This is a genomic window from Phormidium sp. CCY1219, from assembly GCF_055795085.1.
Genome location: NZ_JAYFEQ010000479.1, coordinates 48,304 through 59,998 on the forward strand (window position 1 = coordinate 48,304; position 11,695 = coordinate 59,998).

The following is an 11,695-nucleotide window of genomic DNA, read 5'->3' on the forward strand; positions in this document are numbered from 1 at the left end:
TAAAATAAAAAATGAAAATCTCGATCGCGGATTCAACTAACAAAGAGACTTTGGCATGAACTGGCAAGAAATTTCTGGGAACTGGGTTCATATTCCACCCCACCCGAAGGGTATCGTCCATTTTCTTGGCGGCGCTTTCGTGGCGGCGGCCCCGCAAGTCACCTACCGATGGCTACTCGAACAGCTTAGCCTAAAAGGCTATGCGATTGTCGCCACTCCATTTGTCAATACCCTGGATCATGCGGCGATCGCCCACCAGGTTCTCGATCGCTTTGAATGGTGCATCGAACAACTTCGCTTATCGCGCAAATTACCCAAGCGCTATCTTCCAATTTACGGCATCGGACACAGTATGGGATGCAAACGTGCGACTCGTTTAGCTGAAATTTGCCCCTAAATCGGGCATTGGAATGCTAGCAAGGTTCCCCAATAGAACCTTGACAACTGAATGACCTTGCAGGTGAAAATCCTGCCGCGCAGGTGCAGCGCTGACAGCACTTCCCCTCCGGTAACGACTGGGCATCACTCCGGAAAGCGGGGATGAAAGGAGGCAATCCCGAGGGCCTAACTCGGTACCCTTCAAGCAAGAGGATATGGGTAGATTCCGAAGGTACGTCCGAACCATCGTCACCCATCACCAGCTCAATTAGGCACAAAAAAAGCTGGAGCCAAACGGCACTGGATATCTGGAGATGGCAGTTGTTTGTCTGACCATCACGCACTTCCATAAACCCGGTGGAAAGTACCGCCCTAACCCCTCGATTAAAGGTCATTCGGAACGAGGAAACCCTCTAGCGACTCTCAATCCCTTTCTCGGATTGCGTACTCACCCAAGAGGCAATTTCTCCATCTCGGAGGTTGTTAGAGGTGTAGGATTCGGTAAGAAGCAAATGCTCGATTCGTAACGAACGAGATAGGCTGACGTACCGACTTTTCGATAATCGATAGACTCGGAATTTCGTAGATATGAACGCAAACGCTCGGGACAGTAAACCTGATGACGGTAGTTTGGAAGAAAACTCCGCTGGCCAACAATGGAAAACCCTTCCCTGGAAACAGTTGGAACGGCAACTCTTCCACCTACAAAAGGGAATCTATCACGCTTCTCGCTCTGGCAATCTTAAATCACTCCGCCGCTTACAACGGCTCTTGCTGAAGTCTCGCGCGGCCAAAACTCTTGCCGTGGCTCAAGTCTGTGCGGATAATTCTAATGGGCAATTTCCGGCAATTGATGGCCTAACTTCTTTGGGCGCGGCTCAACGATTTACCCTGGTTAAGGAACTGGAATTGTTAACGGGCGGACAACCGCTTCGCTCGCTGGAAGTTTCTCTCCCCAATGGTCGGGAAAAAATACGTTTGCAAATTCCCACGATGAAAGACCGCGCCTTGCAATATCTGGTAAAGTTTGCACTGGAACCGGAATGGGAGGCAAAGTTTGACCCAAATAGCTATGGTTTCCGTCCGGGCAGAAGTTACAAGGATGCGATCGCGGCAATTTATGCCAGCATTAAGGCTCAACCCCAGTATGTGCTGACCGCAGATTTGTCTGTCAATTTACCCCAAATCGACCCGCAAGCACTGGCGCAGAAAATGGCCGCTGTTTCCCCAATTCGACGCCTGGTGAAAGCTTGGTTAAAAACGGGGGCGATCGCTTGGTCTGCTGTAGGTGAACCGCTCGAATTCAATCCCTCAAAGTCTGCTTTTTTCCCTTCTCAAATCCTCGCCCCTTTGCTGCTGAATATCGCCCTGGATGGTCTGGAAAATCACCTGATGCAGTTGGCCAATACTCTATTTGTCCCCGATCGGGACACCCAAACTGGCTTGACTGTGGTGCGCTATGCGGCCCAGTTGGTTCTCCTTCATCCGGATAAAGCGGTTCTCCTGCAGTGTCGGGCGATCGCTGGCGAATGGTTGCAAACAATGGGTTTATCTCTGCGGGATGAAAACACTCGTCTGGCTCATACCCTCGACTCCCATGAAGCAACGCCACCAGGGTTTGATTTCCAAGGCTTTCATATCCGCCAGTATCCGGTGGGAAAATATCACTCGAAGCTGGGTTTCAAAACCCTGATTCAGCCTTCTAATTCGGCGGTTAAAGCTCACAAAAAACAGATAAAGGCGGCAATTAAAGCCCATCAAGCGGCCAGTCAATCTACTTTAATCGCTTGTCTGAATCCGCTCATCAATCATTGGTGTGGCTATTTCTGTAGTGTGAGTTCAAAGAAAACCTTTTCTTCCCTGGATTACGACCTTCACCTGAAGCTAAAACGATGGGCAAAACGCCGCCATCCGCATAAGTCTAATGCTTGGGTGAAGCAAAAATATTGGCAGGCGATCGGGTCGAAAAACTCGGTGTTTGCCTCTCATCCACACGACCGATTGGCGTTACATGCCGAAACTGCCATTGTCCGTCATCTGAAAGTCCGGGGAGATGCTTCTCCTTATGATGGGGATTTGTCTTATTGGGGTCCGCGACTGAGGGAATCTGGCCCATTATCGGGACAACAATTAACCCCAGAAGAAATTTAGGCTGGATATTGCTTACCCTACGACTTCGGAGTGCCATGCTGCGAGAAGTGCCGATGAAACGGAGTATCGAAAAGAGGAGCCTTGTGAAGGGAAACTTTCACGCAGGGTTCTGAAGACGAGCAGTTTCGGTGACGAAATTGCTTAGTTTAACTGCATTTGTTAATCGGGAGTTTGTTTGATGTCGATCGCGCGGGTAATGTGCTGATTTCTTATAACAATTATCCGGCACGTCGTTCGATTCCATTTTTAGAGTGGTTAGAAACGGTTCCCTCGTCTTTTGCGGTGGAATTTACCCCAGACCCAGAAGAAACGAACGAAATTATTGCCTCGGGCTATCAGGTCCGGCGCAATCTTGTGGTTAAATTTAAGGAGGATACCATCGACCAAACTTTACTGTTGCTCCCGGTCCTGGAAACTCGCTTCCCGGATATGGTGACGATCCTCACCCTCCCGGGTAACCATCTGACGCCTTTGAGTCAGGATCCGGGGTGGAAACCGGGGATTGAGTTCTCTCCCTTAGATGCGATCGCTCAATGGTTGCGTCAAGAACTCTACCGCGAACCCCAGGGCCTCACGCGCGAAATCCTTCGCTGGCTCAATCCACTTTAACCTCACCGATTCCGGACACCCTCACCTAACCCACGCGGGTAGGGTGGGCAAATTGTTGCCCACCCTCCAGGTCTTTAATGTCATCGATTGTTGTTAACCTGTTACCCTGAAGTTTAGAAAAAAGTCAAAAAATGAGTAATTTTACTCTTGACTTTTTTCTAACTTTGTGGTAAGTCTACGGCAGCGGACTGACTTGGGCGCGGAAAAGGAGGCGATCGCCGTGGCGGTAGCCGGTGTAACGAACCTGCACCGGATCCCCCGGTTGGGCGGTGCCTTCCATGAGCTGATGGTGTTGCGGATCGTAAGCGACTTGGGAACCCACGGCGGCGATCGGTACCACTTCCCATTGCTGGAGCAACTGTTCTAGCGGACCGAGCAAGGGTAGCAGACGGGTGGCGGGAACCTCGGGATTTTTCTGAGCCGCACGAGCCGCCGTGGGCCATTGTCGCAACCAAGATTCCAGGGTTTCCAAACTCGCTTGCTGAAATTCGAGCATCACAGACTCCCGCTGCTGCTGCATGGCCAAGCGCAGTTGTTCGTACTCTCGTTGCAATTCGGCGAAATTGGCGGCTTTGGGACTGTCGGTGGCACTGTGCGTAGTGGGGAGGGGTGCTTCTGCTGACGCGGCGCTTTCCACCAAGAGGCGATCGCCGCCCGGAGAAAAGTTAGCCAGCAGATCCGCTACCGACACTTGCAGGGCCGCCGCTAATTTGAGCAAATATTCCCCGCGAATTTGCAGCGCTTGCCCCCGTCGAAGCTGTCGCACCTGCCAGTGGGAAACCTCCGCCGCGCGAGAGAGGGCGCGAAAACTGGAAATTCCCACTTGTTGCATCAACCCTTGCAACTTTTGGCTGTAATCTACAGCGTCACTCTCCGTGGGGAATTGAGGGTTGAGGGTTGGTTGTGGATCGATCATGGTTAAGGGGGAAGCAGACGGTTTAGCAATTAATTGTAAGTGTTCCCGAAAGTGGGAATCACCAACCATTGGCGATCGCCAATTAGAGGACAAACGGTTCGCCAAAACTTTCGCTATAGCAAACGCGATCGATATCGAACCGTCCGCCATACTGTTTGTATGGTTCGGTCGCAAATCCAAGGGCTAGCAAGCAGCAAACATCCACTTCCTCGGGGATGTTAAATGCCTCTTTGACGCGATCGCTGGCAAATCCTTCCATCGGACAGCTATCTACACCAAAGCTTTTGGCAACAATCATCATATGCGCTACAGCCAGCATGGTGTGGCGGTTGGTCCAGGCTTCGACGGATTCATGCATAAGGGCGGCTCTCGAACAGTTGCGGAATCGCTTCTCGCATCATCTGGGCATATTGTTCGTTTATCGCATCGGTTTGTTTGCCCAGTTGAATCACCGATTCGATGTACTCGGAATCTGTGACTCGGCGATCGCCACAGCAAATCAAGACCACCGGGGCCTCGCCCACCTGTCTTTGGTCAAAGGCACAGGCTTTTAGTTTCTCTCGATTGTCGCGATCGCGAAGTGCAATAAATCGCCACGGTTGCAGATTGTACCCCGAGGGCGATCGCACCCCCAAGCGCAAAATGGCTTCTAAAATTGCCGGGGGAATCGGATCTCGATGAAATGCTCTGGCCGCGCGACGCTGTTGGATCGCATCTTTTAAGCCCAAGGTTGGTTGTATTTCAATGGTCATTCTACCTTATAAAGTTTCCGGGGTTAGGGCTGCAAAAAAAAGTAGGTCGATCGCCTCAACCTACTTGACAAAAGCTGTAGCTGTAGGGTGGGCAAGGACTTGCCCACCCTACTCCTCCTCTAGTCTTCCAGCAGGCTTCTCAACATCCAAGCGGTTTTTTCGTGAACCTGCATTCGCTGGGTCAATAAGTCTGCAGTGGGTTCGTCGCTAACTTTGTCGGCGATCGGGAACACCGATCGCGCGGTTCTGACCACTGTTTCTTGACCTTCCACCAGCAGCTTAATCATCTCGGTGGCGGAAGGCACCCCTTCGGTTTCTCGAATCGAGCTTAACTTGCTAAATTCGCTGTAAGTCCCGGGAGCTGGGAAACCTAACGCGCGAATGCGTTCGGCAATTCCATCCACCGCCAATGCCAGTTCGTTGTACTGCTGCTCGAACATCAGGTGCAACGTCTGGAACATCGGACCGGTGACGTTCCAGTGGAAATTGTGGGTTTTCAAATAAAGGGTGTAGGTATCGGCAAGCACCCGCGATAACCCTTCGGCGATTTCTTTGCGATCCTTTTCGTCAATGCCGAGATTGATTTGCGGCGCTTTCTTTTTATCTTTGCCCATGAGGCAAGCCTCCAAAAAACGAGAATATGTTTATTTTCTCATCAAACGATGAAGAGGTGATGACCAATCTGGGCTACGCTAGGTGCATTTTCAATACCGATCGCGGGGCGCGGCGAACTTTACACCGGATGGTTTCATGGCCTAAGCGTTGGCAAGCTTCGTAGCGATGGCATCCGGAAAAGCCGTAGTATTGCCCATCCACTTCTAGCACGTCAATCGGTTCGAGTAAGCCTACTTGCCCAATCGACTCCATCAGGGCGGCGACTTTCTCCGGGTCGTTGGTTCGCGGTAAGGGGCGGCGAATCTTGTCAATCGGAATTTCTTCGATTCTCATCAGCAGGTTTTTCTCTATTTTAAGTGCTTTACTAAATCATACTCATAATGACTTCGACTTGCCATGAGTAGAAGTAGCTAGGGGAGAAGGGGGAAGAGGGGAGGGGAGGAGGAGCGATCGGGGAAATCGTCATCTGGACTACCGAAGCGATCGCAGGTTCCGGGGAGAATAGAGGTTAGATAGAAGTCCCCCCTTTTTACAATACAAATTGTCGAGATTGGGTAAAGTAGGAGCAAACCGGATCGAACCACCAGACCCGGGCAAAAAAAACCCAGCCCATCAAACACAGAGCGAGCGTTATGGCTTTTGGCAAAACAAGCGTCAGAGAACCAATTGCGATTGGCGATCGCGAGATCGACCCCAAGACACCGACAACCCGAAAGTGGTTGAGGAGAATTTCCGGCACCCTGCTGAGTGCAATTTGCTGGTGGGGAGTCGTTACCGAGGGAGTGTGGGGGAATAGCATCACCAACCGAGAACTGCAAGTGGGGGTGGTGCAGCGATTTGGCAGGGAAGCCAGGGATAAACTGATCTTCAAACCCATGAGCGGCGATCGCTTATTTGTCCGGTTTGAGGGAGGAGACGGCACCCCCGTCACCCAATCAGTGAACGAACTGGAACTAGAAATCGAGATGAAACCCCTCGCACAACCCATTGTCGAAGAGCGGTTAGTGCTGAGTACCCATCGCAGCTTTGAGAATGCCGAACAAAGCGCCCAAGACTGGCGCAAACAGGGACTCGAAGTCGAACTTGCCTACCCCGGGCGTTGGCAGGTATGGGCGAAGCGGGAAGTTTACAGCACCCCATTACTGCGGCGGTTGCTGCTGCAAAGCCTGCAAGCGCAAGGGAACGAACTGGCATTTTTAGACACCGAGATCCGGCAGCAGGTGCCTCAACCCACCTGGGTAGTGGATGGATTTCGCTACCACCGCGATCGGCTAGAAATTTTCGCGAACAACAATCGAATTCAAGTCAGCAAAGGGAAAGACGATCGCAATCCCCGGTTATATGGCGGGACATTGCGGGTGCAACCCGACGCCTACGGTAGCTTCACCGTAGTGAATGACGTGAAGATGGAGACCTACTTGCGCGGCGTGGTGCCCCATGAAATTGGAGCCAATGCCCCAGATGCGGCGGTAGAAGCGCAAGCGATCATCGCGCGCACCTATGCCTTGCGGAACCTGCGACGATTTGCGATCGACAACTACGAACTATGCGCCAGTACCCAGTGCCAGGTTTATAAGGGTCTGGGGCAAACCTGGGAACCAGCAGATATCGCGATCGCCGCCACGGCGGGAAAAGTGCTGACCTACAACAACGAATTAGTAGACGCCCTGTATTCTTCCACCACCGGGGGAATCACCTCCCCCTATAACGACATGTGGGACGGAGAAGGGCGACCCTACCTCACCGCCGTCATCGACTCCGTAGCCAATCTGTGGGACTTATCGCGCAACAGTTTGGCAAGCGAGCAAAACTTCCGACGGTTTCTCAGCTTGGAAAAAGGATTTAATGAAGAGGAGTGGGATTTATTTCGCTGGCGGGAATTCTCTCCCTTGGCACAGACCAATGAAGACCTGAAGGAGTATTTGGTCGAAAAGAAACATGCCCTGGCGAATTTTAATACTGTAACCGGAATTGAGGTAGTCGAGCGCAGTCGGGCCGGGCGGGCGATCGCGGTGAAAGCCACCACCGATAAAGGAAGCATCATCCTCAGGAAAGACGAAATTCTCCGTGCATTTTACGCGCCGTTGAGTACCTTTTTTTACGTGGAACGGGTTTACGGTGCGGATAAAACGTTAAAAGGGTATGCCTTTGTGGGTGGTGGATTCGGACATGGGGTGGGATTGAGTCAAACCGGATCCCACAAATTAGCCAAGTTGGGGTGGTCGAGCGTACGCATTTTGGAATTTTACTATCCCGGAACTCAAATCGAGACCCTCCATGAAGACATTATCTTCTGGCGCGACCCCCTCGAGTCTCTCCCGCCCACTGCATCCCAAGGGTGAGGTAGCAACAGCAAAGGGGCGCGCGATCGCGCGTCCCTTTGAGGAAATTAATTTGTTCGCTCTTGGAAACAGGCTGGAGTCGAGAGGCTTTGATTTCCCCTCTCTAGAGCCGATCTACGAGTTCGATCCCGAGGAAACCTCGGGATCGAACTCCAATTGTTAATTTCTAGTAGAGTTCTTCTTCTTGGTGGGTGGTAATGGTGCAATCAGAAGTGGGGTAGGCAACGCAAGTCAACACATAACCCGCTTCGATTTGATCGTCATCCAAGAAAGACTGGTCAGACTGGTCGATGGTGCCAGCGTCCAGTTTGCCCGCGCAAGTAGAGCAAGCGCCTGCACGGCAGGAATAAGGCAGATCCAGACCTTGTTCTTCGGCCACGTCGAGAATGTACTCGTCATCGGGCACTTCAATGGTCTGCTCGCCATCGGGCATTTTTAAGGTAACTTTGTAAGTTGCCATTTCGCGATCCTCTCAAGTAATCGACTGGTTAAAAGATAAGTTCTCCTAATACAGATGTTGCGTCTTGATTAACCTGCAACACTGCTTATAGGTTAAGCCTATCTCTGATATTACGGGAAAAAACAAAGCTTGCAACACCGATTTTCCCAATATTTTCAACAAAATTTATTATAAAAATTTCTAATTTCATCCTGATTACTTATACCTAGGGGAAAACCCTTACGAAATGAGGGTTTGGCAGCGATCGCCTCTGGGGGGAGGACCTGGGGGGGGCACGGCGGGCGTGGTAAAATCGATCGCGATCGCGAGGGGGGCGATCGCCACTCCCGTCCCGGAATATCAACTGCAAGCACCAACCCAGAAAAAGCCCGTGAACACCAATTCTCATCCCAGCGCTGCAACGAGTTCTCCTGTGAAACCCCTGCCATTGCCCGTTCGAGTCGGGTTGGTGGGGACCGGTTTTGCCGCCAAATTGCGCGCGGAGACCCTGCAAGGAGACGATCGCGCCACCCTGGTGGCGGTGGCAGGTCATACCGCCATGAAAACCGAACAATTCGCTCAAACTTACCAAGCGGAGGCGATCGGATCCTGGCAACAACTGGTGGAACGCAACGATATCGATTTGGTGATGATTTCCCTGGTTAATTCCGCTCATGGGGACATCGTGGCGCGATCGCTGCAAGCCGGCAAGCATGTGGTGGTGGAATACCCCCTCTGTCTCGACGCGATCGCCGCCAAAGAATTAATTTCTCTGGCAAGTCAGCGCCAATTACTGCTGCATGTGGAGCATATCGAACTCTTGGGAGGCTTGCATAATGCCCTGAAAGCCTCCTTGCCCGAAGCCGGAGAAGTCACCTATGCCCGCTACGCCACCATCACCCCGCAACGCCCGGTTCCCCTGAAGTGGACTTACAATCTCAATCTGTTTGGCTTTCCCTTCGTCGGGGCGCTTTCCCGCCTGCATCGCTTTACGGATTTATTTGGCTCTGTGGCTACGGTAAGCGCTCAGGCAAGGTTCTGGGAAGCGTCGGAACCGGACTACTATACCGCTTGTTTGTGTACGGCCCAGCTTCGTTTTACCAGTGGGGCGATCGCGGATTTGATTTATGGGAAAGGAGACCAGTTCTCGAAAGGGGAACGGAAATTTGAAGTGCATGGGGAAAAAGGTACGCTGATTTTTGATGGCGATCGGGGGGAATTGGTGCGCCTCGATGAGGTGACTCCCCTCTCGGTGGGCACTCGTCGCGGTTTATTTGCCCGAGATACCACGATGGTCCTGGATTATTTAACCGCCGGGAAACCGCTTTACGTGGAACCGACGGCTAGCGCCTATACCCTGAAAGTGGCGGATGCGGTCCGTCGGGCAGCACAAACCCAGGAAACCATTTCTCTGGAGAATTGAGGGAAAAGCTGAATTCAAAATTGCTCAATTCTCGGTTCCGTCTCCGGTGGTCTTTTCGCGGTTGGCTTCAAATCCGGCGACTTCGGAGAGGGTGTAGAGGGGGCGTCCTTTGACTTCTTCGTAAATGCGTCCGATGTATTCGCCTAAAATGCCGATGCAGATGAGTTGCACCGCACCGAGGAAGAAGCTGCAACTCATAATGATGGCGAAACCGGTTAAGGGGGAGTCGGGATAAAAGATTCGCCAGTAGATGACTAAAATGGCCATCCCAATGGCGATCGCGGCGGCGATGGAACCGAGATAGGTGGACAGGCGCAGGGGGACGCTGGAAAAGGCGACGATTCCGTTGAGGGCTAAGGCGAAGGATTTGCGGAAACTGTATTTTACTTCGCCGGCGAAGCGGGGGTCGCGATCGAATTCAATGGCGGTTTGCTGAAATCCCACCCAGGCGCGCAATCCGCGAATGTAGCGGTTTCGTTCTGGCATGGCGTCGAGGGCGTCGATACAGCGGCGATCGAGCAGGCAAAAGTCGCCGGTGTCTGAGGGGATGTCTACATCGGCGAGTTTCCGCAGTAGGCGATAGAAGAGGTAGGCGCTGCAGCGTTTAAACCAGTTTTCTTGACCGCGCGATCGCCGTTGGGCGTAGACGACTTGATAGCCTTGTTGCCATTTGGCGATTAAGTCGGGAATCAGTTCGGGTGGGTCTTGCAAGTCGGCATCTAGGACGATGGCCACTTGCCCTCGGGCAAAGTTTAAGCCGGCAGTTACGGCAATTTGGTGCCCGAAATTACGCCCAAAGCTCAGATAGCAGATCCGCCGATCGCGATCGCGCAGGTGTCGCAGCAGCAGTAAGGAGCGATCGCTGCTTCCGTCATCTACGAAAATGACTTCTGCTGCACTATCGAGGCGATCGATGACGGCTTTCAATCGTCGGTAGAGTTCTTCTATGGTCTGTTCTTCGTTATAAATCGGCACCACAAACGAATATTTGGCGCTCATGGTTCCTCCGCTTTCCCGTCGCGTCGAGGCCACGAGTGCGATTATGCCATGAATGCACCGCAAATGAGCTCTTCTGCTGCAAATTGAGTTGAGGATTGAATATTTGAAATTGGAAATTGAAAATTTGTTACGCTTTGCCCTGACCTGCTGACTCGCGATCGCTTCCCCACCTTCGCCATTGCTATCCCCCGGCAGCGCGATCGGCACTTCTGCCCTTTTCCCCCTCTCATGCCTCCTCCCACGGTTCTGAAAGCGCACTAAATATAAAACCGAAATCTTTTGTATAGTTTAGCCGGGAGACAGGGGAATGATTATGGACAATAACGTATAGCCGAGGAAAAAGTAAATTGGGAATTTGCAATTATTAATTTTCCGGTGGCTGCTGACCCGATCGCCGGTGGGCAGATTATACAGCAGGGAGTAAGCGGTCTACATTCAGATAAAAGGCGATCGCGCCGGATTCGGTATAAATGAGCTTTTCCAATGCTTCGGGAGCTTGGATACTGCTTTGCGTGCCTTCCCGATAGGAAGCGGGAATCGGCTCGAATTTATCCTCGGGAATATCCATAACCGTGGGCAAATTGGGAATGGGAATACCGAGGCGATCGCCATTACTTAACAAACAGACAATCAAATATTCACCGTTGGTTTTTTCCGAAACAGAAGGAACGAACAAGCGAGACAAATCCAGCACGGTAATCACCTCATCATCGAATTTTACCAGACTGCGGCCACTTTCGAGAACCCCTTGGGGCGTAAATTGATTCAGAACCCGCTGCACCCGTTCGATAGGAATGGCGTAGGTTTCTCGATTCACTTCAAACCCCACCAATTTGCGGGTTGGGGTGCGTTTGCGTTCCGTTTTTTGGTTGCGGAATCGACGATTAGCATGATGAGTGGGTAACATGGCAATCTAAGAAAAATAAACAACAAATCTAACTTAATTTACTATTTGAAATTTTTAGAAAGATAGAGAACTGAGAAGCAAGGGGGCAAATTATTTTTCACAGTTATTTAGGAGGAGGCGGAGCCTCGGGTGGGGCGTTCCCAGGCGGAGCCAGGGAACGAGTT

General features: G+C 51.8%; 12 protein-coding genes and 1 pseudogene. 5 read left to right on the forward strand and 8 right to left on the reverse strand.

Going from position 1 to position 11,695, the window contains the following annotated elements:
* Positions 1–55: 55 nt before the first annotated feature.
* The 3 genes and pseudogenes from AC0QH1_RS12300 to AC0QH1_RS12310 all read left to right on the forward strand — a co-directional run.
* Positions 56–364 (forward strand): annotated as a pseudogene (locus tag AC0QH1_RS12300) (DUF1350 family protein); the annotation flags it as partial.
* 602 nt (positions 365–966) lie between these two features.
* Entirely contained in the window at positions 967–2,529 is a 1,563-nt protein-coding gene (locus AC0QH1_RS12305; protein WP_324631419.1) for a reverse transcriptase N-terminal domain-containing protein, read from the forward strand.
* 156 nt (positions 2,530–2,685) lie between these two features.
* Positions 2,686–3,138, forward strand: a complete 453-nt coding sequence (locus AC0QH1_RS12310; protein WP_324631421.1) for a DUF1350 family protein — start codon at positions 2,686–2,688, stop codon at positions 3,136–3,138.
* Positions 3,139–3,313: 175 nt separating this feature from the next.
* Here AC0QH1_RS12310 and AC0QH1_RS12315 read toward each other — a convergent pair whose 3' ends face one another.
* From AC0QH1_RS12315 to AC0QH1_RS12335, 5 genes are all read right to left on the reverse strand, one after another.
* Positions 3,314–4,123 (reverse strand): helix-turn-helix domain-containing protein, encoded by an 810-nt coding sequence (locus AC0QH1_RS12315; RefSeq protein WP_324631423.1) that lies wholly within the window; start codon positions 4,121–4,123, stop codon positions 3,314–3,316.
* Between the two features lie 13 nt (positions 4,124–4,136).
* Positions 4,137–4,412 carry a nitroreductase family protein gene (locus AC0QH1_RS12320; RefSeq protein ID WP_324631425.1) on the reverse strand — a complete coding sequence of 92 codons (276 nt, stop codon included), beginning with the start codon at positions 4,410–4,412 and terminating at the stop codon, positions 4,137–4,139.
* Positions 4,405–4,806, reverse strand: a complete 402-nt coding sequence (locus AC0QH1_RS12325; protein WP_324631426.1) for a nitroreductase family protein — start codon at positions 4,804–4,806, stop codon at positions 4,405–4,407. Before AC0QH1_RS12325 ends, AC0QH1_RS12320 begins: the two co-directional genes overlap by 8 nt.
* A gap of 119 nt (positions 4,807–4,925) precedes the next feature.
* The gene (locus AC0QH1_RS12330; protein WP_324631427.1) at positions 4,926–5,420 is read right to left on the reverse strand and encodes a Dps family protein; all 495 of its coding nucleotides are present in this window, start codon (positions 5,418–5,420) and stop codon (positions 4,926–4,928) included.
* Between the two features lie 73 nt (positions 5,421–5,493).
* Entirely contained in the window at positions 5,494–5,754 is a 261-nt protein-coding gene (locus AC0QH1_RS12335) for a sulfiredoxin (RefSeq protein ID WP_324631429.1), read from the reverse strand.
* Between the two features lie 299 nt (positions 5,755–6,053).
* Between AC0QH1_RS12335 and AC0QH1_RS12340 the strand changes: the two genes are divergently transcribed.
* Positions 6,054–7,763: a SpoIID/LytB domain-containing protein gene (locus AC0QH1_RS12340; protein WP_324631430.1), complete on the forward strand. Its 1,710-nt coding sequence runs from the start codon at positions 6,054–6,056 to the stop codon at positions 7,761–7,763.
* Positions 7,764–7,929: 166 nt separating this feature from the next.
* Here the strand turns inward: AC0QH1_RS12340 and AC0QH1_RS12345 are convergent, their stop codons facing one another.
* Positions 7,930–8,223, reverse strand: coding sequence for a ferredoxin (locus AC0QH1_RS12345; RefSeq protein WP_324631431.1), 294 nt, complete (start codon positions 8,221–8,223; stop codon positions 7,930–7,932).
* Positions 8,224–8,635: 412 nt separating this feature from the next.
* Here AC0QH1_RS12345 and AC0QH1_RS12350 point away from each other — a divergent pair, with 412 nt between their 5' ends.
* Positions 8,636–9,625, forward strand: coding sequence for a Gfo/Idh/MocA family protein (locus AC0QH1_RS12350; RefSeq protein ID WP_324631435.1), 990 nt, complete (start codon positions 8,636–8,638; stop codon positions 9,623–9,625).
* A 24-nt stretch (positions 9,626–9,649) separates the two neighbouring features.
* Here AC0QH1_RS12350 and AC0QH1_RS12355 read toward each other — a convergent pair whose 3' ends face one another.
* Both AC0QH1_RS12355 and AC0QH1_RS12360 read right to left on the reverse strand, forming a co-directional pair.
* Complete coding sequence (locus tag AC0QH1_RS12355) at positions 9,650–10,624, reverse strand: glycosyltransferase family 2 protein (protein ID WP_324631432.1); 975 nt, start codon at positions 10,622–10,624, stop codon at positions 9,650–9,652.
* 406 nt (positions 10,625–11,030) lie between these two features.
* Complete coding sequence (locus AC0QH1_RS12360) at positions 11,031–11,531, reverse strand: chemotaxis protein CheW (protein ID WP_324631433.1); 501 nt, start codon at positions 11,529–11,531, stop codon at positions 11,031–11,033.
* Positions 11,532–11,695 lie beyond the last annotated feature (164 nt).

What these genes read in the sequence shown, in the direction of transcription:
- AC0QH1_RS12305 (WP_324631419.1), top strand. Translation starts at nt 967, where the DNA reads ATGAACGCAAACGCTCGGGACAGTAAACCTGATGACGGTAGTTTGGAA.
- AC0QH1_RS12315 (WP_324631423.1), bottom strand. Translation starts at nt 4,123, where the DNA reads ATGGTTGGTGATTCCCACTTTCGGGAACACTTACAATTAATTGCTAAA.
- AC0QH1_RS12320 (WP_324631425.1), bottom strand. Translation starts at nt 4,412, where the DNA reads ATGCATGAATCCGTCGAAGCCTGGACCAACCGCCACACCATGCTGGCT.
- AC0QH1_RS12325 (WP_324631426.1), bottom strand. Translation starts at nt 4,806, where the DNA reads ATGACCATTGAAATACAACCAACCTTGGGCTTAAAAGATGCGATCCAA.
- AC0QH1_RS12330 (WP_324631427.1), bottom strand. Translation starts at nt 5,420, where the DNA reads ATGGGCAAAGATAAAAAGAAAGCGCCGCAAATCAATCTCGGCATTGAC.
- AC0QH1_RS12335 (WP_324631429.1), bottom strand. Translation starts at nt 5,754, where the DNA reads ATGAGAATCGAAGAAATTCCGATTGACAAGATTCGCCGCCCCTTACCG.
- AC0QH1_RS12340 (WP_324631430.1), top strand. Translation starts at nt 6,054, where the DNA reads ATGGCTTTTGGCAAAACAAGCGTCAGAGAACCAATTGCGATTGGCGAT.
- AC0QH1_RS12345 (WP_324631431.1), bottom strand. Translation starts at nt 8,223, where the DNA reads ATGGCAACTTACAAAGTTACCTTAAAAATGCCCGATGGCGAGCAGACC.
- AC0QH1_RS12355 (WP_324631432.1), bottom strand. Translation starts at nt 10,624, where the DNA reads ATGAGCGCCAAATATTCGTTTGTGGTGCCGATTTATAACGAAGAACAG.
- AC0QH1_RS12360 (WP_324631433.1), bottom strand. Translation starts at nt 11,531, where the DNA reads ATGTTACCCACTCATCATGCTAATCGTCGATTCCGCAACCAAAAAACG.